This is a genomic window from Bradyrhizobium sp. USDA 4353, from assembly GCF_054063215.1.
Map to the genome: position 1 here is coordinate 440,454 of NZ_JBSSGB010000001.1, position 24,058 is coordinate 464,511.

The window sequence follows — 24,058 nt, forward strand, 5'->3', positions numbered from 1 at the left end:
AGGGCGGGGCAGGCAACCACGCATCACATTGGGTCACTCATGCCCAATGAGAGCCAGGATGTTCGCCTCACGGGCGGTGCGCCCCCTCCCCCCGCGCGAAGCGAAGCTTCGCTAGGCGGGGAGGGGAGTCGACCGTCCGTGCGGCGACAGCCCTACTTCACATCCCTGATCCACTGATGCGGATCCGCAGCTCGGCCGTATTGGATGTCCACCAGCTGCTTGCGCAGGCCCATGGCGACCGGGCCGGCGTCGCCGCCGTTGATCAGCACGTCGCCGCTCGTCGAGCGCACCTTGCCGATCGGCGAGATCACCGCGGCGGTGCCGCAGGCGAAGGCTTCCTTCAGCTTGCCGCTCGCGGCATCGGCGCGCCACTGGTCGATCGCATACGCCTCCTCGCGGACCTCGCGGCCGGCGTCGCGGGCCAGCTTGATGATGGAGTCACGGGTGATGCCGGGCAGGATGGTGCCGAGCGGCGGCGTCGACAGCGAGCCGTCGGCGAACACGAAGAACACGTTCATGCCGCCGAGCTCCTCGACATAGCGGCGCTCGATCGCATCCAGGAACACGACCTGATCACAGCCCTGCGCCATCGCCTCGGCCTGCGCCTTGAGGCTCGCCGCATAATTGCCGCCGCATTTGACACCGCCGGTGCCGCCCACGGCAGCGCGCGTGTAGTTCTCCGAGACCCAGATCGAGACCGGCGCCGGGCCGCCCTTGAAATAGGAGCCGACCGGCGAGGCGATGACCGCGAAGATGTATTCCGCCGACGGCTTGACGCCGAGAAACACCTCATTGGCGATCATGAACGGCCGCAGATAGAGGCTGCCCTCGCCGCCCGGGATCCAGGCGCGATCGATGCGGACGAGCTGCTCGACCGCCTCGATGAAGACGCTCTCGGGCAGTTGCGCCATCGCCATGCGCTCGGCCGAATTCCAGAACCGCTTGGCGTTGGCGTCGGGGCGGAACAGGTTCACGCCGCCATCGTCGCGCTTATAGGCCTTCAGCCCCTCGAAGATCTCCTGCGCGTAGTGCAGGACGGCCGCGGCCGGATCGAGCGGGAAGTTGGCGCGGGATTCGACGCGCGCGCTGTGCCAGCCTTTGTCCTGGCTGTACTGGACCACGGCCATGTGATCGGTGAACACGCGGCCGAAGCCGGGATTGGCGAGCTTGGCCGCCCGCTCCTGGTCGGAGGTCGGGTTCGCCGAAGGCTTGATGTCGAATGTCAAAGTCATGTCCTTGCTTCCCCCGCTCTGATCGCCATTCGCGAGTTCTGGCGCCGACCCGTCCGATCGGGCCAGTCGGCATTTGAATTTCGGACCTGCCGCGGCCGGCCTTTGGGCCGGTCACCAGGCAAGCGTGCCAACACAGGACATGCTTTTGCGCCCGGCGGAAGTCCAGTATGGTTTGCCGAAATGCCGCTCGACATCACACGGTTGTTCGATACGTCGCCCAGGGTTGCCCGTCGGGGTTGCTTTTGGCCCGTTCAGACACGTCCAGAGACGATCGCCCTCTAATGAAACGATCTAAAATTTCGTAGCGGGCGACTGTTTTGTAACATTGAACCGCAGAAACGTCAATATGGCTGACATAAATTTCTCGTCTCCGACGTTGAGCCCGGAACTGCGCGCGGCCGAGCCTCATGCGCCGGCCGGCGGCGAGGCGCTGCGCTGGGACATCATCGAGCTGCTGTTCTTCGCCTATCGCGACTTCGTCGGCGATGCCGACCATGAGCTGGAGGCGTTCGGCTTCGGCCGCGCGCATCACCGCGTGATGCATTTCGTCACACGCTATCCTGGCCTGAAGGTTGCCGATCTGCTCGACGTCTTGCGCATCACCAAGCAGTCGCTCGGCCGCGTGCTCAAGCAACTGCTCGACGAAGGCTATATCGTGCAGAAGACCGGCAACAATGATCGCCGGCAGCGCCTTCTTTTCGCCACCCCGAAGGGCGAGGCGCTGGTGGCCAAGCTAGCAGGATTGCAGACCAAGCGCATCGATCGTGCGCTGGAGCAGATCGGACCGGCCGGCGCAGAAAAAGTCCGGCAATTCCTGCGCGCGATGATCGATCGCGACGATCCGGACAAGGTGCTGGAAGCGATCTTCCGGACGCCCGTCACCGCTGCCAAGGAGTGACCGTGACGATCACCGCCATCGCCCCGCATCAGCAGCAGACGCCGGCCGACGACGCGCCGCATCTCCTGCTCGTCGACGACGACCGCCGCATCCGTGATCTGTTGTCGCGCTTCCTGCGCGGCGAGGGCTATCGCGTCACCACGGCGGCGAGCGCAAGCGACGCCCGAGCCAAGCTCACGGGGCTGCATTTCGATCTCTTGATTCTCGACGTGATGATGCCCGGCGAAAGCGGCTTCGACCTCGCCCGCTTCATCCGCACGCAGTCATCCGTGCCGATCGTGATGCTGACCGCGCGATCGGAGCCGGAGAGCCGCATCGAGGGCCTGCAGCTCGGCGCCGACGACTACGTCGCCAAACCGTTCGAGCCGCGCGAGCTGGCGCTGCGCATCGGCAACATCCTCAAGCGCGCCGCGCCGCCGCCGGCCGAGGAGGTCATCGAGCAGATCAGCTTCGGTCCTTTCGTCTATCATCTGGCGCGCGGCGAATTGAAACAGGGCGAGGAGATCGTCCATCTCACCGATCGCGAGCGCGAGATGCTGCGCATCCTCGCCACCGCCCGCGGCGAGACCGTGCCGCGCGGCGCCCTGACCGGCAACGGCACCGTCAACGAGCGCGCTGTCGACGTGCAGATCAACCGCCTGCGCCGCAAGCTCGAGATCGACCCCGCCAACCCGCTGTTCCTGCAAGCCGTGCGCGGCATCGGCTACCGGCTGATGACGTCGGGCTGAGGATGAGTGGGTTGACGATCCGACGCGGGCACCACCGCAAAGCTACATCTTTGCCCACGAAGTTGCGCACACACCCAGCGGCATACTCGGTGCACCCTCTCCCCTTGTGGGAGAGGGTGGATCGCATGAGCGGAGCGACATGCGAGCCGGGTGCGGGGTATGCCTCCGCAGATGAGATTGCGGAGGCATACCCCTCACCCGGTTTCGAACTTCGTTCGAAACCACCCTCTCCCACAAGGGGAGAGGGTGCACCGAGACCGCCGCACGCGCCCGTGCAACAACAGAGGGTTCGATACGCATGACCACCCTCGACACCGGCCTCACCCTCATCCGCACCGCATCCCGCCGCGTGTCGCGGGCCAACAGCATTGTCGGCAACGCCTTCAAGGGCTGGATGCCGACCGGCCTCTATGCGCGCGCGCTGCTGATCATGATCGTGCCGATGGTGATCCTGCAGACGGTGGTCGCCGGCGTGTTCATGGAGCGGCACTGGAACACGGTGACGCGGCGCCTGTCCGCCGCCGTCGTGCAGGACGTCGCCGCGCTGATCGACATCTACAAGGGCTATCCGCAGGACAAGGACCGCACCATGCTGCGCCGGATCGCGCAGCAGCGGCTCAATCTCGTGGTCGATTTCCTGCCCGCTGGCGACATGCCGCCGCCCGGGCCGAAACCGTTCTTCAACCTGCTCGACCAGTCGCTGTCGAGCCAGATCGGCCGCCAGATCAGCCGCCCCTATTGGATCGACACCGTCGGCCGCTCCAACCTGGTCGAGATCCGCATCGCGCTCGACGATGCCGTGATGCGCGTGTTCGCGCAACGCGGCGCTGCCTATGCGTCGAACACCGACATCTTCCTGTTCTGGATGGTCGGGACGTCATCGATCCTCTTGATCGTATCGGTGCTGTTCCTGCGCAACCAGATCAAGCCGATCCTGCGGCTCGCCGACGCCGCCGAAAGCTTCGGCAAGGGCCGCGAGGTGCCGAACTTCCGGCCGCGCGGCGCGCGCGAGGTGCGGCGCGCGGCGCATGCCTTCCTCGAGATGAAGGCGCGCATCGAGCGCGCGATGGAGCAGCGCACCGCGATGCTGGCCGGCGTCAGCCACGACCTGCGCACCATCCTGACGCGCTTCAAGCTCGAGCTCGCGCTGCTCGGCGACAGCCCCGAGATCGACGCCATGCGCAAGGATGTCGACGAGATGTCGCACATGCTGGAGGACTATCTGGCATTCGCTCGCGGCGACAATGGCGAGATCGCGCAGCCGACCGACATCTCGAACGCGCTGGAGGAATTGCGCAGCGATGCCGAGCGCAACGGCCATTCCGCCACCGTGTCATTCCATGGGCTGCCGGTGGTGACCGTGAAGCCGCAGGCGCTGAAGCGCTGCCTCGGCAACCTCGTCTCCAACGCCGCGCGCCACGCGGATGCGATCGCCATCACCGGCCATCGCGACCACCGCTATCTCACCATCACCGTCGACGATGACGGCCCCGGCATTCCCGCCGCCATGCGCGAGGAGGTGTTCAAGCCGTTCCTGCGCCTCGACGACGCCCGCAACCAGGACGAAGGCGGCACCGGCTTAGGCCTCGCCATCGCCCGCGACATCGCGAGGTCCCACGGCGGCGACATCACGCTCGGCGACAGCCCGATGGGCGGCTTGAGGGCGAGCGTTCGGATTCCGGTTTAGGCCGACTGTCGCCCAAACGGCGGTGCGCCCCCTCTCCCCGTTCTTCACGGGGAGAGGGTTGGGGTGAGGGGCAGCCACACCATCAGTGTCAGCGGCGAGCCTCGTAAGCTGTCATATCTCGCACGATCGCACTGAGACGTTGGACGACTCGGACTGACGAACTAAGCGGGACGAACGCTTACGATACGCACTTCCCGTGCCGCTGCCCCTCACCCCAGCCCTCTCCCCGTAAGAACGGGGAGAGGGAGCAGACTGCCGTCGTGGCAACCTGCTCATACTTCTCTAGAAGCTCGACGAGCCCACTCAGTCGCCAGTCCGCAGCCTACTGCTTCACGCCCGGAATCAGGTTCTTCAGCTTGTTCATGTCCTTGACGTTCATCTTCATGCCGCCGGGCATGACGATGTCACCGGGCTTCTGGTCGGGCTTGCAGGCGCCGAGCCACTTCGCCTCGATCGTCATCGCCGTGTCCTTGGTGCCGGCGCCGGTGGCGCCGCCGGACATCTTCGATGTGGTCTTCACCGTGTAGGCGGAATTGAAGTCGCCGGTGATCTCGGCATGCGAGGTCGTGCTCATGCCGCCGAAATTGCAGACGGCATCGCTGATATAGCCGGTCGCCGTCTTCTGGATCTCCTGCTTGGAGCAGACCTGCTGCGCCATCGGCGAGGCCATGTTGTTCATGTCCTTGTCGGTGGTCTCGTCGGTGCAGTGCTGCATCGTCATGTCGGGCGTCTGGCCGCCGGACCTGACCATCTTCAGCTCCCACAGCCCCGCCTTGCGGACCGGCAGGTCCACGGCGCGGGCCTTCGGGCTGGCGGCCACACTGAGAAGGCAGCAGGCCAACAGGCCGAGGGCGATGCGTGTGCAGGTCATGTGCTTTCGTTCCAGATCGTTGCGCGATGCCGGAGCGAATGCCGCCAAAAGATGGCAATTGGGAGAACGACGACGGAGCGAACGTCAGTCGGCCGAGGATCAGTACAGCGTCCGCAGCGGCCGCTGCGCCGAGCCATACGGTACCCAGCGGCAGGCGAACGAGACGTAGCCGCCATAGCGGGCGTCGACAGCGCCGAACTTCGCGACCTTGCCGTAGGAAGCGCAATGATCGACCGCGAGCTGGCGTGCGTCGGTGGTCTGGGCCAGCTGATAGGAAATGATGCCGCCGGTGTCGTTGCCCTTGAACGCCGGCACCACGTCGGCCTGGGCGGCCGTGGCGGCCAGCAACGTCCCCAAGGCCACGAGGCCTGCAGTCTTCACGAATCCGGCCTTGAGCGTCCGCATTGCAATCTCCCTGGTCTGGTTCGCCATTCTAAAGGTCCTGTCCGGCCAAGAAAAGAACACCGCTCCCCGGTTAACAGGACTAATCGTGGAGTGTTGCCGCGTTGCACTTGACCTCCTGTGGCCGCCGCGGCACGGTCCACGCTCCCCGGATCAGATTTTCGGACGGCCCATGCGCGACTTCAGCTCCTCCTTCAAGAGCTCCTCCTTCAAGACGTTCGGCGCCGCCTGCGGCGCGCTGCTTGCCGCCCTGCTCGCGACGGCCCCGGCCCATGCCGCCAATCCGCTCGAGATGAACTTCTGGCTGTCGGGCCCGAAATATGACGGCCGGGTCGCCCCTTGCGAGGCAGCCATCCCGACCATCGTCAGCCGGTTCCAGGAGAAGGAAAGCACCTTCTGGAATTCCTCGCTCCAGATCACCGGCGTGGCCAATATCCATGAGATCGCCTTCCGGCCCTGGCAGTCCGACAACATTCCGCGCCGCTTCTGCACCGGCAGCGTGATGATCAGCGACGGCAAGGCCCGCACCGTCAATTTCTCGATCATCGAGGACGGCGGCTTCGCCGGCTACGATCAGGGCGTCGAGTTCTGCGTCGTCGGCCTCGACCGCAACTGGGCGTTCAATCCGGCCTGCCGCGCCGCCAAGCCCTGATTCGGGTTTCGCCGAACAAGGCGGCTCGCTCCGAGCCCAGATGACGTGGCTGCCTCCGGGCAGCCATTTTGTTCTTGAAATGTTCCGGAGTGCTGCTAGGCTCCCGCCATTGTCCGGGGGAGTTCGCCATGTTCGATTGCCTGCGCCGACCTGCCGTCTTCTTTGCCAGAACCATCGTCTGCCTGACCCTGCTGCTCGGCGCGCTCGCCGTCAGGCCGGCCGATGCTCAGGACCGCCGGCAGAATGCTCCGGGCGCGTTCGATTTCTACGTGCTGTCGCTGTCCTGGTCGCCATCGTTCTGCGCCGAGGCCGAGGAGCGGGGCGGCCGTGGCAACCGCTCGCAGCAATGCAGCGGCCGGCCCTATTCCTTCGTCGTGCACGGGCTGTGGCCGCAATATGAGACCGGCTATCCCGAATATTGCGAGCAGCCGGCGCCGCGCCTGCCGCGCAACATCATGACCTCGATGCTCGACCTGATGCCGGCGCCGGGGCTGATCTACAATGAATGGGACAAGCACGGCACCTGCGCCGGCCTGTCGGCGAAGGCCTATTTCGAGGCGATTCGCAAAGCCCGCGCCGCCATCAAGATCCCGCCCGAGTTTCTCGATCTGTCGGAGGCCAAGACGGTGTCTCCGGCCGCCGTCGAGGAGGCCTTCATCAAGGCCAATCCCAAGCTGACCACGTCGGGCATCGCCGTCACCTGCAATCGCACGCGGCTGAGCGAGGTGCGGATCTGCCTGTCGAAGGACCTCGAGTTCCGGAGCTGCGACGAGGTCGACCGCCAGGCTTGCCGCCGCGACGAGGTGAACATGCCGCCGGTGCGCGGCGGCTAGGAGCTCCGCCCGGTCGCGCCGTTCGTGCGATCGCAGACAGCGGACGTCACGACGGGGTACCCTTTTGGCGTGGAACGGCGTAACTCCGGCGGCATGAACTACCGACACGCCTTTCATGCCGGCGGCTTCGCCGACGTCATCAAGCACATCGTGCTGACGCGCATCCTGGTCTATCTGCAGGAGAAGCCGGCGGCGTTCCGGGTGATCGACACCCATGCCGGCGCTGGTCTCTACGATCTCACCGGCGACGAGGCCACCCGCAGCGGCGAGTACCTCACCGGCATCGCGCGGCTGCTGCAGGCGCGTCTGTCGGACGACGCCTATGCACTGCTTCAACCATATCTCGACGTCGTCCGGTCGTTCAATCCCAAGGCCGAGCTCGTCGCCTATCCCGGCTCGCCGCTGATCGCGCGTGCGTTGCTGCGGCCGCAGGACCGCATGACCTTGTGCGAGCTGGCGCCGGTGCCGCGCAAGCAGCTGATCGATGCGCTGCGCCGCGACACGCAGGCGCGCGTCGTCGATCTCGACGGCTGGGTTGCCCTGCCCGCCTTCGTGCCGCCGAACGAGCGCCGCGGCGTGGTGCTGATCGATCCGGCCTTCGAGGCCAAGGATGAGTTCGAGCGTCTGGCCGACCGCTTTGCCGCAGCCTATGCGAAATGGACGACCGGTATCTACGTGCTCTGGTATCCCGCAAAGAGCCGCCGCGCGACCGAGCAGCTCGCCGAGCGCGTCGTCCAGCTTGCGGCTGCGGCCAAGCCACCCGGCAAGGTGCTGCGCATCGAGTTCAGCGTTGCGCCGCAGATCGAAGGCGAGGCGCTGACCTCGACCGGGCTCCTGGTCGTCAATCCGCCCTGGACATTGCATGATGAGCTGAAGCTCATCCTGCAGGAGCTCGTCCGGCCGCTCGGCCAAGGCGGCGCAGCACGCTTCCGGCTGGAAATCCCCAAAGCTTGACAGCGGTATTGGTCGAAAAGCCGTAGTCAATCGGCGCGGAACCGTATTATTGTGTCTGATTGTAAGACTGGCTTTACGTTCCGCTTCCGCGAATGGTTGCGGCGGGGTGATCAAGGCCTAATAAGATCCGGCGATCCGGCGCGGCGAGCGCTGGGCGTTAAGGTGGCCAACGCTTTCCGATCAAAGTGATGTCCGGTCGGACGCTGCGCAGGGCGCGCAGTGGAGGAAGCATTGCGGGGGAGGAGTTTCCCGATGGCCATGACTGGGACAGTCAAGTTCTTCAACGGTGAGCGCGGCTACGGCTTCATCAAGCCGGACGACGGTGGTCGAGATGTGTTCGTGCACATCACGGCGGTGGAGCGCGCCGGCCTGAAGGATCTGACCGAGGGACAGCGTATCAGCTTCGAGGTCGAGCCCGACAAGAAGGGCAAAGGCCCGAAAGCGGTGAACCTGGTCCTGTCGTCCTGAGGCGAGCCCGCCGGCCACCGCTCACGCGTCAGCGTGACTGCAGCGGCGGGCGCCTCGACGTCATTCGTTCGTTGGTTTTGGAAGCCGCCGGCAGCGCAGCCGGCCCGCGTGCACAGCGTTTGCTGCTTCGTACGTGCAGGCTGCGCGCGACGCTGCACGCCTCCAGATCGCATCGAGGATCATGATAAAAAAATTCCGGCCGCGCGAGCGGCCGGAAGGTTGTCGTTCGACGTTTCTTCTTCCTATCCCGTTTTGCCATCAGAACCGGAAGTTGATGCCCAAGCGCACCAGTCCCGTCCGATAGTCGTTCTTCGCCCCCGTAATCACGAAATTGCTGCTGTCGAGATCGACATAGAGATACTCGATCTTGGCGCTCCAGTTCTGCGTCAGCCCCACCTCGGTGCCGACGCCGAGCGTCCAGCCCACCGCAGTGTGCGATTCCGACAGACCGAACGTTTCCGCGCGCAGCGAGCCCAGCGCGAGGCCGCCGGTGCCGTAGAACAGGATGTTGTTGAAGGCGTAGCCGGCGCGACCGCGCATCGTGCCGAACCACGGGTTCGAGAATTTCCACGGCGCGAAGGTGTCGTTCGCCCCGGTCAGGTTGAAGTCGCCCTCGATGCCGAACACCCAAGGGCCGTTCTGCCAATTGTAGCCCGCGGTGATGCCGCCGGTCAGTCCGGACGGCTTGGTCGAATTGTTGCCGACCGTGCCCCATTCATAGCCCAGCGTGCCGCCGAGATAGGGACCGGCCCAGCTATAGGCATTCAAGGGCTGATTGACCGTGTAGGGCGCACGGCTGCCATAGCCGAGATCGGCCGCCTGCGCCGGCACCGATCCGAGAGCCGCGCCCAACCCCGCCACCGCGGCAGCACTGACCAAGAACCTGTTCATCGCTCACTCCACGCCACTCGCCGCAACCCGCCGGAGCAAGCACCGCGACACGCGCGGGCCGGCATGGTTACGGAACTCCGTCTTTTTTCGTGAGCATTTATCGAGAGTTTTAGGTTAAGCCGTTGTTAAGCCCGGTTAGCGGGCCATTAACGTGCTTAACGAAGCGTTACCGCCTGCTTGTCTCCCTGCCCTGTGCATGGCGCCAGCGCCCGCTGGCGGGAGCGGCTGCGAGCGCTTAATTTGGCGACATGACCACCGACAGCTCCGATCCACCCAAGGCGCCGGCGCCTGACAGCCGCCGTGGCGCGACGGCCGACCTGCCGCCAGATGCCGCCGACACGCCCGATCTCGACCCCGCCGCCCCCGCGGATGAGGACGATGACGGCCGCCTGCCGGAGCTGACGGAAGAGAGCCTGGAGCCGATCGGCGAAGGTCCGCTGGCGACCGGCCATGCCGCGATCGAGAACGCGGTGCGCTTGGCGCCGACCTCGCCCGGCGTCTACCGCATGCTCAATGCGGCGCACGACGTGCTCTATGTCGGCAAGGCCAAGAACGTCAAAAAGCGGCTGTCGTCCTATGCCCGCGCCAACGCGCCGCTGCCGGCGCGCATCCTGCGCATGATCGCGGCCACCGTGAGCGTCGAGATCGTCTCGACCACCACGGAGACCGAGGCGCTGCTGCTCGAGGCCAACCTCATCAAGCAGCTCAAGCCGCGCTTCAACGTGCAGCTGCGCGACGACAAGTCGTTCCCCTACATCCTCATCACCGGCGACCATTGGGCGCCGCAGATCCTCAAGCATCGCGGCGCGCAGTCGCGGCCGGGGCGCTATTTCGGCCCGTTCGCCTCCGCCGGCGCGGTCAATCGCACCATCACGGCGCTGCAGCGCGCGTTCCTGATCCGCTCCTGCACCGATTCGTTCTTCGAGAGCCGCACCCGTCCCTGCCTGCTGCATCAGATCCGGCGTTGCTCCGGCCCATGCACGCAGGAAATCGACTTCCCCGGCTACACTGAGCTGGTGCGCGAGGCGACCGACTTCCTGTCCGGCCGCAGCCAGGCGGTGAAGGCGCTGCTCGCAAGCGAGATGGAGAAGGCATCAGGCGAGCTCGAATTCGAGACCGCCGCCGTCTATCGCGACCGTCTCGCGGCGCTGTCGGCGATCTCCTCGCAGCAGGGCATCAACCCGCGCACGGTCGAGGAGGCCGACGTGTTCGCCATCCATCAAGAGGGCGGCTTCTCCTGCGTGGAAGTGTTCTTCTTCCGCACCGGCCAGAACTGGGGCAACCGCGCCTACTTCCCGCGCGCCGAGAAGACGTTCACGCCAGAGGAAGTGCTGTCCGCCTTCCTGTCGCAGTTCTACGACGACAAGCCGCCGCCAAAACTGATCCTGCTGTCGCATGAGATCGAGGAGGCCGAGCTGCTGGCCGAGGCACTGTGCGTCAAGGCCGGCCACAAGGTCGAGGTGTCCTGCCCGAAGCGCGGCGAGAAGAAGGACCTGGTCGGCCACGCGCTGACCAATGCGCGCGAGGCGCTCGGCCGCAAGCTCGCGGACACCGCGACGCAGAGCCGCCTCTTGGAAGCGATGACCGCGACGCTCGCTCTGCCGCAGGTGCCGAAGCGCATCGAGGTCTACGACAACAGCCACATCCAGGGCACCAACGCGGTCGGCGCGATGATCGTCGCCGGTCCCGACGGCTTCATGAAGAACCAGTACCGCAAGTTCAACATCAAGTCGGAGGGGCTCACGCCCGGCGACGACTACGCGATGATGAAGGAGGTGCTGCAGCGCCGCTTCAATCGGCTGGTCGCGCCGTCCGAGAAGGACCTTGCGCGGGCCGCGAAGGAGGACGACGTGCCGCAATGGCCCGACCTCGTCATCATCGACGGTGGCCGTGGCCAGCTCAATGCCGTCCGCGAGATCTTCACCGAGCTCGGCGTCAGCAACGTTGCGCTGATGTCGGTCGCCAAGGGTCCGGATCGCGACGCCGGGCGCGAGACGCTGTTCATTCCCGAGCGCGAGGCGATCAAGCTCGAGCCGCGCGATCCCGTGCTGTATTTCATCCAGCGTCTGCGCGACGAGGCGCACCGCTTCGTCATCGGCTCGCACCGCAAGCTGCGCAAGAAGGACATCCGCGAGGCCGGCCTGCAGGAAATCCCAGGCATCGGCCCGTCGCGCAAGCGCGCCCTGCTGCATCACTTCGGTACCCTGAAGGAGATCGAGCGCGCGTCGATCGCCGATCTCGGCAAGGTGCCGGGCGTCAGCGCCGAGAGCGCACGCAAGATCTTCGAGTACTTCCACAGCAACGCGAGCTGACCGCGATGCTGCGCCATCGTCGCGGTGCTCAGAACGGCTTGACGACGACGAGCACGGCGATCGCAGCAGCGCTGCCCACGATCAGCGGCGGCACATGGGAGAACCAGCGCGGCACCGGCGCCTCGGACCGCGCCAGCCGCCGCAGCATCCCCGCGAGCACGCCGTGCAGCGCGGACAGCCCGGCTACGAGGCCGAGCTTGATCGTCAGCCACAGCGAGCCGAACCATTGGCCCTGCATCGCGAGCGCGAGGCCCGCGCCCCACACGACGAGCATGGCCGGCGTCGTGACCCGCCGGTCCCAGCGGCTGACCGCCGCGATCATGCCCCTGCCCGCGGCGTTATCCGTGGCCGCATGCGCGGCGAGGGTCACCGCCGCGGCCAGCATCCCGCCGCTCCAGCACAGCACCGCGGCGACATGCAGCGCCTTCACCCAGACATAGATCATGGCGCGGCCAGCGCCGTCTCGCGGCGCGCCAGGACGCCGGCATTGACGAAGCCGCCGAACGGCACGAGTGCAGCGATCGTCATCCGGATGATCTCTGCCCGCGACCAGCCGCCGCCGGCGGCAAGCTGGATCAGCATCCAGACATAGGTCAGGAAGGCGAGACCGTGGATCGGCCCCATGATGCGGGTCGCGATCGCGACGCCGGCAAAATGTTTCAACGGCATCGCAACGAGCACCAGCAGCAACAGCGTGCTGCCTTCGAGCAGCGACACCGCGCGCATCCGCTTCAGTTGCGACAGCTCCTCGGCGTGATCCGGGGATGTCATCATTCGACCTCCTTCAGGACCTTTTCGACCTGGGCGAGCCGCAGCTCGATCTGTCCGAGACTGCTCTTGAGCGCGGCGAGCAGCTCGACGCTCGTCTCCTGGGCCCGCACCGCCCGTTCGGTCAGCGCGCGATAGCCCTCCTCCGTGGCGACCTGCAGCCCGGCCTGCCGGACGGCGGCGACATACTTCATCGCAAACACCAGGATGATGGTGACGAGCACGAGGATGGTGATGAGCAGGAAGATGGCGGCCTTGTCAGCCATGGGGGTCTCCTTCCGATTTGATGGAGGCGGGGACGCTCAGCGTCTGGACTGCCTCGGCGATCGAGGACGGCGTGAGCGCGATGTCGAAGGGCGCGACCTCGAAATAGTTCAGCGCCTTGCCGTCGGCAGACAGCTCCAGCCGGCTGACCACGAGCCCCGCCTGTTCGAGCTTGCGCAGATGGAGGTGCAGCAGCGGCCGGCTGATCCCGAGCTCTCGAGCGAGCTGGCTGACATAGGTGCGCCCGTTGAGACGCAGCGCGGCCAGCACCCGCAGCCGATGCGGATTGGCCAGCGCCGACAGCCTGTCCAGCAGTTGATCACCTTGGCTCGGCATCTGCCGCTGCTCCTACCTGTCAGAATATTCTGACAGGTAGGACAAGGCGTCAACAGTCAGAGACACCTGTCAGAGAAATATTTCTCATCTTCCATATTTACCCGGATAAAAATATAGATCGACCGGCCAATCGCCACGGAGCCCCTATCATGACCCCCGATCAGCGCAAGGCGGCCACCGCCGCCTACAAGGAGCGCAAGACCCCGGCCGGCATCTTCGCCGTCACCTGTGCAGCGACCGGCGCCCGCTGGATCGGCTGCGCACCCGACCTGGAGAAGATCCAGAACCGTCTCTGGTTCACCCTGCGCCAGGGCGGCCACCGGCGCGGCGGATTGCAGGCGGCCTGGGCCGCCCATGGCGAGGCCGCATTCAGCCTGGAGGTGATCGAGACCTTCGACGAGGAGACGCTGGCCTATGTCCGCGACCGCGTGTTCGCGGAGCGTCAGGCACATTGGTGTGCCGTTCATCAGGCCGAGGCGATCTGACGCGGAGTCGCGCTGCTGTCATTGCATCGCAATAAGAAGGGAGCGGCGCGCGCGTCGCTCGGAGCGATCTCGACACTGGCGCGGGCGCGCCGGGTTGCTTAAGGAAGCGTTACCGCTCTCTTTGTATCCCGGCGGGAGAGTTCCTATCTCCGCAAGACTTCGTTGCGAACAGCGTCATATCTGCGTCATCCTGCCATAGCCGATCGGCTCGGAGGTTGACGTTCGAACGGCGGCAGTATTGGTACACCGGATGAATATTGCGACCACACGCGTGCCCAGCAAGACGTCGACGTCCCTGCCGAACATCCTGACCTATACGCGCATCGCCGCGATACCGGTCGTGGTCGGTTGCATCTACGCGCAGTCGATCATGGACTATCCGCTGTGGCTGCGCTGGGTCGCGGTGGCCGTGTTCATCGCCGCCGGCGTCACCGATTATCTCGACGGCTATTACGCCCGCATCTGGAACCAGCAATCGGCGTTCGGCCGCATGCTCGATCCGATCGCCGACAAGCTGCTGGTCGCCTCGTGCCTGCTGATGCTGGCCGCCGACAACAGCATTCATGGCTGGACCCTGTGGGCCGCGATCGTGATCCTGTGCCGTGAGATCCTGGTGTCGGGCCTGCGCGAATATCTCGCCGCGCTGCGCGTCAGCGTGCCCGTCACCAAGGTCGCGAAGTGGAAGACCACGATGCAGCTGATCGCAATTGGCTTCCTGCTCGCGGGCGAGGCCGGCGACCTCGTGGTTCCCGTGGTGACGATGATCGGCATCGTGCTGCTGTGGGCGTCGGCGATCTTCACCATCTACACCGGCTACGACTATTTCCGCGCCGGCATCCATCACCTCATCGAGGAAGATTCGCGATGAAGGTGAAGTATTTCGCCTGGGTGCGCGAGCGCATCGGCAAGGCCGAGGAAACGATCGAGCCGCCGGCCGATGTCCGCACTGTCAGCGAGCTGATCGCGTGGCTCACGGCGCAGGGCGAAGGTTACGCCTATGCGTTCGAGAAGCCGAAGGTGATCCGCACCGCGATCGACCAGACCCATGTGCAGCCGGAGACGGCGATCGCCGGCGCCCGCGAGATCGCGTTCTTCCCGCCGATGACCGGCGGCTGACGCCAACGAAGATTCGTCCATGACCGCGATCGTCACCGTCCGGGTGCAGCACGAGGATTTCGACACCGCCGCCGAGATCGCGGCGCTCGGCAGGGGACGCACCGATATCGGCGCCATCGTCAGCTTCTCCGGCCTGTGCCGCGGCAACGACCCATGAGACGCCGATCTCGGCGCTGACGCTCGAGCATTATCCAGGGATGGCCGAGGCCGAGATCATGCGCCATGCCGAGCAGGCGATGGCGCGCTGGCCGCTGCAGGGCCTCACCGTGATCCACCGCTTCGGCCGCATCACGCCCGGCGAGAACATCGTGCTGGTGGTCACCGCCTCCAGCCACCGTCAGGCGGCGTTCGAGGCGGCCGAGTTCCTGATGGATTATCTCAAGACCAACGCGCCGTTCTGGAAGCGCGAGGAAACCGAAGACGGCGGCAGCTGGGTCGAGGCCAGGAGCCACGACGATGCCGCCGCGGCGCGCTGGACGAAGTGATGGCGAAGACAGCGAAGGCGGCTGCGCCGCGCAAAACGGCGGCTCCGAGGCTGCCGAAGGTCAATGCCGGCGAGCTCGTCACGTTGCTCGACTACCTGCGCTATGCGGTGAGCTGCTTCCAGAACGCCGATCTGGTGTTCGCGCACGGCACCACCGATCCGGTCTCCGAGGCCGCGTTCCTGATCGGCGAGGCGCTGCATCTGCGCCCGGAGCAGTTCGAGACCTTCGTCACGGCGCGGGTCACCGCCGCCGAGGGCAAGACCATCCTCGACCTGGTCAATGCCCGAATCGCCACGCGCAAGCCGGCGGCGTATCTCGTCAACAAGGTCTACATGCGCGGCCTGCCGTTCTATGTCGACGAGCGCGTCATCGTGCCGCGCTCCTTCATTGGCGAGCTGCTGGAGACACATTTTGGCGGCGCCGAAGCCGACGGCACCTCGCTGATCGACGATCCCCTGGCGGTCGACAGCGTGCTCGACCTCTGCACCGGCTCGGGGTGCCTCGCGATCCTGGCCAGCCGCCACTTTCCGAACGCTGTCATCGATGCGGTCGACATCTCCAAGGATGCGCTCGCGGTCGCAGCGAAGAACGTCGCCGACTACGATCTCGGCGAGCGCATCTCGCTGCATCGCGGCGACCTGTTCGCGCCGCTGAGCCAGCGCCGCTACGACCTGATCATCAGCAACCCGCCTTATGTCGATGCCGAGGGCATGGCGGGCCTGCCCCGGGAATGCCGCGCCGAGCCGGCGCTGGCCTTCGACGGTGGCCCCGACGGGCTCGACATCATCCACCGCATCATCGCCGAGGCCCGCGACCACCTGACCGCCGAAGGCGGGCTGCTGTGCGAGGTCGGCCGCGACCGGCCGCAGATCGAGGCGGCGTACCCGGACCTGCCGCTGCTGTGGCTCGATACCGAGGATTCCGAGGGCGAGGTGTTCTGGATCACCGCGCGCGATCTGGTGTAAATCTCCGCGCGAAGCGCTGACGCGAAATGACGCAGCGGACTTCCAATATTCGGCACAAACTGCTGCCGCTGTGCAGAATTCGCTCACCAGGGCAGCGGGAACGCCGGACCTTTGACGTTTCCGTTGGCCCGCGAAACTGATAGCTTGCCGCCGGCCCGGATCATCGGCTGACCACGTCGGCGCGCGCATTCAGGCCGCTCACGCATGATCCGTTTCGGTCCGTGTCTGGCAACCGGTTTGCCACCTTTCCGGGTCATGCTGTCGCCGTCGCACAATCTGCCTTGAACGTCCGAAGAGGTCCCCATGCTGGACAAGAGCCCCCGCCCCGCCGTCACCGTCCCGAATGATCTTGCCGCGCATTGGATGCCGTTCACGGCCAACCGGGCCTTCAAGAAGAATCCGCGCCTGCTCGCCGGCGCCAAGGACATGCACTACATCACCGTCGACGGCCGCAAGATCATCGACGCCGCCGCCGGCATGTGGTGCTGCAATGCCGGCCACGGCCGCACCGAGATCGCCGAGGCGATCGGCAAGCAGGCCGCAGCCCTCGACTACGCGCCTCCGTTCCAGTTCGGCATTCCGCAGGCGTTCGAGCTGGCGAACCGCATCGCCGACCTCGCGCCCGCCGGGCTCGACCACGTGTTCTTCTGCAACTCCGGCTCGGAAGCCGCCGACACCGCGCTGAAGATGGCGCTTGCCTATCACCAGATCAACGGCCAGGGCAGCCGCACCCGCCTGATCGGCCGCGTCCGCGGCTATCACGGCGTCGGCTTCGGCGGCACCTCGGTCGGCGGCATCGTCAACAACCGCAAGATGTTCGGCACCCTGCTGACCGGCGTCGACCACATCCCGGCGACCTATGACCGCGAGAAGCAGGCCTTCACCAAGGGCGAGCCGGAGTATGGCGCGCACTTCGCCGAGGAGCTCGAGACGCTCGTCGGCCTGCATGGCGCCAACACCATCGCCGCGGTCATCGTCGAGCCGATGGCCGGCTCCACCGGCGTGATCCCGGCGCCGAAGGGCTATCTCAAGCGGCTGCGCGAGATCACCCAGAAGCACGGCATCCTGCTGATCTTCGACGAGGTCATCACCGGCTTCGGCCGCCTCGGCCACGCCTTCGCCGCCGAGCGCTACGGCGTCACGCCGGACCTGCTGACCTTCGCCAAGGGCGTGACGAATGGCGCAGCCCCAATGGGCGGCGTGCTGGTGCGCGACACCATCCACGACGCCTTCATGAGCGGCCCGGAGCACATGGTCGAGTTCACCCATGGCTACACCTACTCGGCGCACCCGATCGCCTGCGCCGCCGGCCTCGCCACGCTCGACATCTATCGCGACCACAAGCTGTTCGAGCACGCCAAGGCGATCGAGCCGACATGGGCCGACGCCGTGATGTCGCTCAAGGGCCTGCCCAACGTGCTCGACATCCGCACGGTCGGTCTCACCGCCGGCATCGACCTCGCGCCGCTGCCCGACGCCGTCGGCAAGCGCGGCTATCAGGCGATGGAGCAAGCCTTCCACAACACCGACATGATGCTGCGCATCGCCGGCGACACCCTCGCTCTGACCCCGCCGCTGATCATCAGCGAGGATCAGGTCGGCGAGATCGTCGAGAAAGTCGGCAAGGTCATCAAGGCCGTGGCGTAAGCTGCGCGACAACAATCGACAGCAACAGATAAAAATGGCGGCTCAAGGAGCCGCCATTTTTATTTGCGAGCGCCCGGCGCAGCCTTTGCTATGCTGCAACAGTCACCGTTCTATCCGTTCCCTCCCCCCTTGTGGGGGAGGGTCAGGGAGGGGGGTAGCCCAGGATGCCGCACGCAGTCGTCAGCGACCGCCAGCGCAACAGAGCGAAGCAACTTCGCCAGACGATGACTCCGGCCGAGACGCTGCTATGGCGGGACATCAAGGCGAATCGAATTGAGGGCGCAGGCTTTCGCCGTCAGGTTCCGATTCAGAACTACATTGCAGACTTCGTCTGCTTCGCGGCAAAGCTCGTGATCGAGCTCGACGGCGAGTCACACGACTTTGCCGAACGGCAAACGAAAGACGCCAAGCGCGACGCGTTTTTCGCAGACGAGGGATTTGCAGTCCTTCGTTTCACCAACGCGCAGGTGATGTCGAAGCTGGAGGGTGTTGTTGAAGCCATCCGCCAGGCCGTCGTCGACCGCGCCCGCGGCTCACCCCCCTCCCCGACCCTCCCCCACAAGGGGGGAGGGAGCGGAGAGAGTGTCGCCAGCGGCCCGGATGACACGGACGGTGCGGGCACCGGCAAAACTCCGCCATGCAATTCAAGCAACGCCAACTAAGGCCAACTCGACAGTAGTAAGCTCGGATGAGCAGGCGACGACCAAGTTGCAGAGTTAGCGGGCTCGGGAACCTTCCCAAATCCTCCACGTTCATGTCGCGAGCCGGCGGTTCGCGCGCGGCAACGACTTTGGAGGACGCGCATGCTCGCACCGCCAGGAGAGCTCCTGCAATTGGGCCTCGAGCAGAGGCTGAACCGCGTCAAGCGCGCCACCCAGGCCTATATGCGGGATCGCACGCGGCAGGCGACGGGCACGGTGACGTCCTACGCCGTTGCCGCCGGGCTGTTTGCCACGGCGGGCATCTTCCTCATCGCCGCCTGCATCGTTGGACTCACCGCCCTGTTCCGTTGGGTGGAAATGACCTACGGCCTGTTCACCGCCTTCGCGGTGGTCGGCGGCATCTTCGTCGTCCTGGCGGTGATCTGTGCGGTGATCGCGGCGATCAAGCTGCGCAGCCCGACCCCGCATTATCCCTCGCTCGGCAGCCGGTTGCGGGTGGCGATCGCGGCTCCCGTGGCGCGGCAGCCGGACAGCGACGACATCGATCCGGATACGATTCCGCTGGCGCCGTCATCGACGGACCATACCAGCGGACGCGCCGGCGCGCTCGGTCGCGTCAACGTGCCCGTTGGCGTCGCCGTTGCTGCGCTGCTGCTCGGCGTAGCGGCTCTGCGCCGGCGTCAGCGTCATGCTTCAGAGGCCTCCTGAGGCCTCTCGGCGCGGTTCGACACAGGTCGAGACCGCGCGGGATTACTTGAGCTGATCAGCATTGCGCGGCGAGGCGTGAAGCTTCTGCTGCTGACGATCGTAACCGCGCTCCGAGCCAGCGGAGCGCGCATCGTTCAGGGCGGGCTGAACTTGCCAGCACGCATCGACCGTTATTCTACGGGATGCGACCCTACGATGACACTCCACCTCTCCGCGTGAACTTGCGTAAATGACACGCGGCCGGGAAATCATCGGCGTCTCCCGGTATTTGAATCCTGCCGACTATCCTCGCGAATCAACAGAAGTGCTAAGGTCGCGTTTGGTTGGGAGCGTCGCGCAGCATGATTCGTATCTCTACGATTTTCATCGCCGTTTGCATGGTTTTGGTCGCAGCATCGCTCGGCCTGATCCTGTACTCGGTGGCAGGTATCAGTGGATCCGAATCCGCGATCGTCTCGCTGGCCGCGCTGACCTTCCTGATTCTTTACAACGCCGTGTCGATGCGGCTGCGCGACCGCTCCGACGTCGGCAGCCAGATCGCCGATCTGTCGCGTGGAACGGCCGACCTCGCCCGCCAGGTCGCCGAATTCGGCCGGCGGCTGTCGGCCGTCGAGGGCCGGATGGTGTCGTCCAGCTCGGTGAGCGCGGACCGCCTGCAGGGTGTGATCGGCGAGATCAATGAGCTCGGCGGATTGATGAAGCAGCTCGCCGTGACGGTCGCGCAGCACGAGGACCTCATCGCCGCGATTCCGCAAGGTACGGCGGCGCCCGTTGAGCCCGCCGCGACTCCGGTGCGCGAGGCCGCGCCGGTGGCCACGGCGGTCTATCCCGACCCGACCACCGCAAGCTCGGCCAAAGTCGATCTGAAGCCGAAGGAAGCGACCACCACGTTCAGCGCAGCGCCCGCTGCTGCGTCGAAGCCGTCGCCGGCTCCACAGCCCCCAGCCGCGCCCGCCGTCATGGCGCCGGTGCCGTCAGGGCCGCGCAGCCAGCCGCAGATCCTCGCCGCCGTCAAAGGCGCGATCGAGGACAATCGCCTCGACATCTACCTGCAGCCGCTGGTGACGCTGCCCCAGCGAAAGGTCCGCTTCTACGAAGCGGTGACGCGGCTGCGCGACGAGCGCGACCAGGTCGTCGCGGCGGAGGACTTCATCGGCATCGCCGAGGCGGCGGGCCTGGTCGGTCGCATCGACCACATGGTCCTGCTTCGCTGCGTCCAGGTGCTGCGCCGGCTGATGGTCCGCAACAAGGATGTCGGCATCTTCTGCAACATCTCCTCGGCGACCCTGAGCAGCCCCTCGAACTTCTCCCAGTGCCTCGACTTCCTCGAAGCCAACCGGGCGCTGGCGCCGTCCTTCATTCTCGAATTCAAGCAGTCGACCCTGCGCGGCCTGGGACCGACCGAGACCGAGCATCTCGCGGCGCTCGCGCAGCGCGGCTACCGCTTCTCGATGGACCATGTCACCGACCTCCGCTTCGAGCCGCGCGAGCTGGCCGATCGCGGCGTCCGCTTCATCAAGGTGCCGGCCGCGCTGCTGCTCGATCCCAAGCAGAGCTCGCTGTCCGACATCCACCCGACCGATCTATCCGACCTGCTCGGCCGTTTCGGCATCGACCTGATCGCCGAGCGGATCGAGGGCGAGAACAGCGTCGTCGACCTGCTCGATTACGACGTCCGCTTCGGCCAGGGGTTTCTGTTCGCGCCGCCCCGCCCATTGCGACCCGAGGGCGCATCTGCTACCGGCGAGGCCGCTGCCACCCCACCGGGCGGGCAGGAGATCAAGATCCAGGACCCCAATGCCGCCGGCACTCCCTCCCTCGACGCGTCGAATGCCAATGCTGCGCCCCGCAGCGGCAACGCCGCTCTGGTCCGCCGCATCGCCGGAAACATCTAGTTCAAGTTGCCGGCCATGACCGCGTTGCGATTCGAGGAGCGGCTGCGCGATCTGGTCGGCCGCAAGCGGGTGCTGCTGAGCGACATCTGGGGCGTGGTCCATAACGGGTTGGAATCGTTCCCCGAGGCCTGCGACGCCCTGCATCGCTTCAAGAGCGAGGGCGGCACGGTCATCCTGATCACCAATGCGCCTCGGCCCGCCGACTCGGTCCAGCGCCAGTTGCGCAAGCTCGGCGTCGCCGACGACGTCTACAGCGCCATCGTCTCCTCGGGCGACCTGACCCGGCATTACGTTGCCGATCACCCGGGCGGCAAGGTGTTCTGGCTCGGCCCCGAGCGCGACAACTCGATCCATCGCGGCCTCGATCTGGCGCTGTCGCCGCTGGAGCAGGCCTCCTACATCATCTGCACCGGCCTCTACGACGACGAGACCGAGACCGCCGAGGACTACCGGCCGATGCTGCTGCAGGCGCGGGAGCGCAAGCTGCCGCTGATCTGCGCCAATCCGGACATCGTGGTCGAGCGCGGCGACCGGCTGATCTACTGCGCCGGCGCCATCGCCGAGCTGTATCGCGAGCTCGGCGGCGAGGTGATCTTCTACGGCAAGCCGCACCGGCCGATCTATGAGCGCGCCATGCAGCTCGCCGAGCAGCATGCCGGCCGGCCGGTCGCGCGCGAGGAGGTGCTGGCGATCGGCGACTCCGTCCGCACCGATCTCGCCGGCGCGCATGGGTTTGGCATCGACTGCCTGTTCGTCACCCGCGGCATCCATTCCGAGGAGTTCGCCGGCATCGACCAGCTCGACCCGGCCTCGGTCAAGGAGCTGTTCGGCCACCCGCCCCGCGCCCTGATGCGCGAGCTGAAATGGTGACCCTGGCCTGAAACGAAAAACGCCCGGCCAAGTGCCGGGCGTCTTTCATTTCGGCGTGGATCAGGCGGGCGTCAGGCCGTCGCCATGTCCGGGAACACCGCGTCGATCTTGGTCTTCAGGGTCGCCGCGTTGAACGGCTTGACGATGTAGTTGTTCACGCCGGCCTTCTTGGCCGCGATCACGTTCTCGGTCTTGGATTCCGCCGTGATCATGATGAAGGGCGTGGTCGCCAGGTTCGGATCGGCGCGGACCTCGCGGAGCAGGTCGTAGCCGGTCATCGGCTCCATGTTCCAGTCGGAGATCACGAGGCCGTACTTCTTGGCGCGCATCTTGTTGAGCGCCATCGAGCCGTCGCTCGCGTCGTCGATGTCCTCGAAACCGATCTGCTTCAGAAGATTCCTGATGATACGGATCATGGTGCTGTAATCGTCGACGACGAGCACCGGCATCGTCAAATCAACCGCCATCTTGACTCCCCCAACGCGAACACAACGCGCAGACTGTTACCAAAAATGCTCTTTTGGCAGGTCTTTCAGCGACCCCGCCATCCGGCCCCAGGAGTAGCATCAGCCGTTAAACAGCGCGTTAACTGCGCTGCGGCTGCATGTCGCTATTGCTGCGCTGCATGAAATCCGGGCCCCCTTTGGCTTGACTTCGGCAGGCCGCCCGCCCACGGTCGAACCCGCCCGCCGGATCGGCGGCTTGAAGAAATTCGCGAGATATTTCCGACAGATGCCCGCCTTCACGATCATCCGCGATTCCACCCCGCCACAGGACATCCTCAAGGGCGCGGTGGTGGCGATGGGAAATTTCGACGGTGTCCATCTTGGTCACCGGGCCGTTATCGAGGCCGCCATCGAGATGGGCCGAGCCAAGGGCCGCCCCGCCCTGGCGCTGACCTTCGAGCCGCATCCGCGACGGTTTTTCAGCCCCAATACCCCGCAATTCCGGCTGACGGACGAGGCCGCCAAGCTGCGGCTGCTGGCCGGAACCGGCCTTTCAGGCGCGGTGGTCATGAGCTTCGACAAGGGCCGTGCCCAGACCTCGGCGCAGGACTTCATTCACCACGATCTCATCGGCCGGCTCGGCGTGGCCGGAATCGCGGTCGGCTACGATTTCCATTTCGGCAAGGGCCGGGTCGGCTCGCCCAGCCTGCTCGCCAACGAGGCGCCCAAGCTCGGCATCACCGTCGAGGTCCAGCCGCATGTCGACATCGACGAGCGGCCGGTGTCGTCGACCGCCATCCGCGAGGCGCTGGCCGAGGGCCAGGTCGCAGAAGCGACCGCCATGCTCGGCGGCCCCTGGTTCGTGACCTCGGAGGTCATCCACGGCGAGAAGCGTGGCCGCGACCTCGGCTATCCCACCGCCAATATGCGGCTCGACCGCGATTGCGGGCTGCGCCACGGCATCTATGCCGTCCGGGTCGGCCGCGGCCGCGGCGCCAACCGGGTCCTGATCGACGGCGTCGCCAATTTCGGCCGCCGCCCGACCTTCGACAACGGCGCGCCGCTGCTGGAAAGCTTTCTGTTCGATTTCAAGGACAGCCTCTATGGTGAGGTGCTGGACGTCGCCTTCATCGGCTTCATCCGCGAGGAGGCCAAGTTCACCTCGATCGAGGCCCTGATCCGGCAGATGGACGACGACAGCGCCAAGGCGCGCGCCTTGCTTTCGGCCAATGCCGGCCTCTTCCCCCGGCTCGGCGAGATCGAATAGGCCCCGTCAAGCGAGCCGGCCGCAGGATGACTTTGCGATTTGGCCGTCCGGCTGCTAAGAGGAGGCCCCATGTTGATACGGCGCACCATCGGCATTAGCGGCCCGGCTTCCGCCTGAGCTTTTCGAGCTCGGCGCAAGACCGGGATGTCTCTGCTCGTTCCGCCGCCCGCGATCCTCACATCGCGCCTCCGCGCCCCTCTTTGAGCTCATCAGATC

Annotated in this window: 27 protein-coding genes and 1 pseudogene; 19 read left to right on the forward strand and 9 right to left on the reverse strand. The window is 65.9% G+C overall.

Annotation, left to right across the window (positions count from 1 at the left end):
* Positions 1 to 152: 152 nt before the first annotated feature.
* Positions 153 to 1,232, reverse strand: a complete 1,080-nt coding sequence (locus ACVILH_RS02005) for a branched-chain amino acid aminotransferase (protein ID WP_456711386.1) — start codon at positions 1,230 to 1,232, stop codon at positions 153 to 155.
* A 346-nt stretch (positions 1,233 to 1,578) separates the two neighbouring features.
* Here ACVILH_RS02005 and ACVILH_RS02010 point away from each other — a divergent pair, with 346 nt between their 5' ends.
* The 3 genes from ACVILH_RS02010 to ACVILH_RS02020 all read left to right on the forward strand — a co-directional run bounded on the left by ACVILH_RS02010 (position 1,579) and on the right by ACVILH_RS02020 (position 4,545).
* Complete coding sequence (locus ACVILH_RS02010) at positions 1,579 to 2,130, forward strand: MarR family winged helix-turn-helix transcriptional regulator (RefSeq protein WP_456711387.1); 552 nt, start codon at positions 1,579 to 1,581, stop codon at positions 2,128 to 2,130.
* Positions 2,127 to 2,858 (forward strand): response regulator, encoded by a 732-nt coding sequence (locus ACVILH_RS02015; protein WP_456711388.1) that lies wholly within the window; start codon positions 2,127 to 2,129, stop codon positions 2,856 to 2,858. Before ACVILH_RS02010 ends, ACVILH_RS02015 begins: the two co-directional genes overlap by 4 nt.
* A gap of 298 nt (positions 2,859 to 3,156) precedes the next feature.
* Positions 3,157 to 4,545, forward strand: a complete 1,389-nt coding sequence (locus tag ACVILH_RS02020; protein WP_041757058.1) for an ATP-binding protein — start codon at positions 3,157 to 3,159, stop codon at positions 4,543 to 4,545.
* A gap of 322 nt (positions 4,546 to 4,867) precedes the next feature.
* Here ACVILH_RS02020 and ACVILH_RS02025 read toward each other — a convergent pair whose 3' ends face one another.
* Positions 4,868 to 5,416 (reverse strand): DUF3617 domain-containing protein, encoded by a 549-nt coding sequence (locus tag ACVILH_RS02025; RefSeq protein WP_456711389.1) that lies wholly within the window; start codon positions 5,414 to 5,416, stop codon positions 4,868 to 4,870.
* 99 nt (positions 5,417 to 5,515) lie between these two features.
* The gene (locus ACVILH_RS02030) at positions 5,516 to 5,821 is read right to left on the reverse strand and encodes a hypothetical protein (RefSeq protein WP_456711390.1); all 306 of its coding nucleotides are present in this window, start codon (positions 5,819 to 5,821) and stop codon (positions 5,516 to 5,518) included.
* Positions 5,822 to 5,990: 169 nt separating this feature from the next.
* Between ACVILH_RS02030 and ACVILH_RS02035 the strand changes: the two genes are divergently transcribed.
* From ACVILH_RS02035 to ACVILH_RS02050, 4 genes are all read left to right on the forward strand, one after another.
* Complete coding sequence (locus ACVILH_RS02035; RefSeq protein WP_456711391.1) at positions 5,991 to 6,470, forward strand: hypothetical protein; 480 nt, start codon at positions 5,991 to 5,993, stop codon at positions 6,468 to 6,470.
* 128 nt (positions 6,471 to 6,598) lie between these two features.
* Complete coding sequence (locus tag ACVILH_RS02040; protein WP_456711392.1) at positions 6,599 to 7,303, forward strand: ribonuclease T2 family protein; 705 nt, start codon at positions 6,599 to 6,601, stop codon at positions 7,301 to 7,303.
* Positions 7,304 to 7,396: 93 nt separating this feature from the next.
* Positions 7,397 to 8,257, forward strand: a complete 861-nt coding sequence (locus tag ACVILH_RS02045; RefSeq protein WP_456716850.1) for a 23S rRNA (adenine(2030)-N(6))-methyltransferase RlmJ — start codon at positions 7,397 to 7,399, stop codon at positions 8,255 to 8,257.
* 252 nt (positions 8,258 to 8,509) lie between these two features.
* A complete protein-coding gene (locus tag ACVILH_RS02050) occupies positions 8,510 to 8,725 on the forward strand; it encodes a cold-shock protein (protein WP_006612991.1) in 216 nt (71 codons plus the stop codon).
* Between the two features lie 258 nt (positions 8,726 to 8,983).
* Here ACVILH_RS02050 and ACVILH_RS02055 read toward each other — a convergent pair whose 3' ends face one another.
* The gene (locus ACVILH_RS02055; protein ID WP_456711393.1) at positions 8,984 to 9,616 is read right to left on the reverse strand and encodes an outer membrane protein; all 633 of its coding nucleotides are present in this window, start codon (positions 9,614 to 9,616) and stop codon (positions 8,984 to 8,986) included.
* A 248-nt stretch (positions 9,617 to 9,864) separates the two neighbouring features.
* On the opposite strand from ACVILH_RS02055, the gene uvrC reads away from it, so the two are divergent.
* Entirely contained in the window at positions 9,865 to 11,928 is a 2,064-nt protein-coding gene (uvrC, locus tag ACVILH_RS02060; protein ID WP_456711394.1) for an excinuclease ABC subunit UvrC, read from the forward strand.
* 28 nt (positions 11,929 to 11,956) lie between these two features.
* Here uvrC and ACVILH_RS02065 read toward each other — a convergent pair whose 3' ends face one another.
* Genes ACVILH_RS02065 through ACVILH_RS02080 form a run of 4 tightly spaced genes read right to left on the reverse strand, consistent with a single transcriptional unit; the run spans position 11,957 to position 13,296 of the window.
* Entirely contained in the window at positions 11,957 to 12,373 is a 417-nt protein-coding gene (locus ACVILH_RS02065) for a CopD family protein (protein ID WP_456711395.1), read from the reverse strand.
* Complete coding sequence (locus tag ACVILH_RS02070; protein WP_456711396.1) at positions 12,370 to 12,702, reverse strand: DUF3817 domain-containing protein; 333 nt, start codon at positions 12,700 to 12,702, stop codon at positions 12,370 to 12,372. The genes ACVILH_RS02065 and ACVILH_RS02070 overlap by 4 nt, the downstream gene beginning before the upstream one ends.
* Entirely contained in the window at positions 12,699 to 12,962 is a 264-nt protein-coding gene (locus ACVILH_RS02075; RefSeq protein WP_456711397.1) for a hypothetical protein, read from the reverse strand. The genes ACVILH_RS02070 and ACVILH_RS02075 overlap by 4 nt, the downstream gene beginning before the upstream one ends.
* Positions 12,955 to 13,296, reverse strand: coding sequence for an ArsR/SmtB family transcription factor (locus tag ACVILH_RS02080; RefSeq protein ID WP_456711398.1), 342 nt, complete (start codon positions 13,294 to 13,296; stop codon positions 12,955 to 12,957). Before ACVILH_RS02080 ends, ACVILH_RS02075 begins: the two co-directional genes overlap by 8 nt.
* A gap of 149 nt (positions 13,297 to 13,445) precedes the next feature.
* Here ACVILH_RS02080 and ACVILH_RS02085 point away from each other — a divergent pair, with 149 nt between their 5' ends.
* The 10 genes and pseudogenes from ACVILH_RS02085 (at position 13,446) to ACVILH_RS02130 (ending at position 22,129) form a co-directional block, all read left to right on the forward strand.
* Positions 13,446 to 13,781: a GIY-YIG nuclease family protein gene (locus ACVILH_RS02085; RefSeq protein WP_456711399.1), complete on the forward strand. Its 336-nt coding sequence runs from the start codon at positions 13,446 to 13,448 to the stop codon at positions 13,779 to 13,781.
* A gap of 250 nt (positions 13,782 to 14,031) precedes the next feature.
* The gene (gene pgsA / locus ACVILH_RS02090) at positions 14,032 to 14,649 is read left to right on the forward strand and encodes a CDP-diacylglycerol--glycerol-3-phosphate 3-phosphatidyltransferase (protein WP_456711400.1); all 618 of its coding nucleotides are present in this window, start codon (positions 14,032 to 14,034) and stop codon (positions 14,647 to 14,649) included.
* Complete coding sequence (moaD, locus tag ACVILH_RS02095; RefSeq protein ID WP_456711401.1) at positions 14,646 to 14,897, forward strand: molybdopterin converting factor subunit 1; 252 nt, start codon at positions 14,646 to 14,648, stop codon at positions 14,895 to 14,897. Before pgsA ends, moaD begins: the two co-directional genes overlap by 4 nt.
* 19 nt (positions 14,898 to 14,916) lie before the next feature.
* Positions 14,917 to 15,382: pseudogene (locus tag ACVILH_RS02100) on the forward strand (molybdenum cofactor biosynthesis protein MoaE).
* The gene (gene prmB, locus ACVILH_RS02105; protein WP_456711402.1) at positions 15,382 to 16,347 is read left to right on the forward strand and encodes a 50S ribosomal protein L3 N(5)-glutamine methyltransferase; all 966 of its coding nucleotides are present in this window, start codon (positions 15,382 to 15,384) and stop codon (positions 16,345 to 16,347) included. The pseudogene ACVILH_RS02100 and the gene prmB overlap by 1 nt, the downstream one beginning before the upstream one ends.
* 303 nt (positions 16,348 to 16,650) lie before the next feature.
* On the forward strand, positions 16,651 to 17,994 hold the full coding sequence (locus tag ACVILH_RS02110; protein ID WP_456711403.1) for an aminotransferase class III-fold pyridoxal phosphate-dependent enzyme: 1,344 nt from the start codon (positions 16,651 to 16,653) through the stop codon (positions 17,992 to 17,994).
* Between the two features lie 164 nt (positions 17,995 to 18,158).
* Entirely contained in the window at positions 18,159 to 18,656 is a 498-nt protein-coding gene (locus ACVILH_RS02115) for an endonuclease domain-containing protein (RefSeq protein WP_456711404.1), read from the forward strand.
* A 141-nt stretch (positions 18,657 to 18,797) separates the two neighbouring features.
* Positions 18,798 to 19,364: a phage holin family protein gene (locus ACVILH_RS02120; RefSeq protein WP_456711405.1), complete on the forward strand. Its 567-nt coding sequence runs from the start codon at positions 18,798 to 18,800 to the stop codon at positions 19,362 to 19,364.
* Between the two features lie 341 nt (positions 19,365 to 19,705).
* Positions 19,706 to 21,259, forward strand: a complete 1,554-nt coding sequence (locus ACVILH_RS02125) for an EAL domain-containing protein (RefSeq protein ID WP_456711406.1) — start codon at positions 19,706 to 19,708, stop codon at positions 21,257 to 21,259.
* 15 nt (positions 21,260 to 21,274) lie between these two features.
* Positions 21,275 to 22,129, forward strand: a complete 855-nt coding sequence (locus ACVILH_RS02130) for a TIGR01459 family HAD-type hydrolase (RefSeq protein WP_456711407.1) — start codon at positions 21,275 to 21,277, stop codon at positions 22,127 to 22,129.
* Positions 22,130 to 22,200: 71 nt separating this feature from the next.
* Here ACVILH_RS02130 and ACVILH_RS02135 read toward each other — a convergent pair whose 3' ends face one another.
* Complete coding sequence (locus ACVILH_RS02135) at positions 22,201 to 22,596, reverse strand: response regulator (RefSeq protein ID WP_006613531.1); 396 nt, start codon at positions 22,594 to 22,596, stop codon at positions 22,201 to 22,203.
* A 265-nt stretch (positions 22,597 to 22,861) separates the two neighbouring features.
* Between ACVILH_RS02135 and ACVILH_RS02140 the strand changes: the two genes are divergently transcribed.
* Entirely contained in the window at positions 22,862 to 23,842 is a 981-nt protein-coding gene (locus ACVILH_RS02140; protein WP_456716851.1) for a bifunctional riboflavin kinase/FAD synthetase, read from the forward strand.
* Positions 23,843 to 24,058 lie beyond the last annotated feature (216 nt).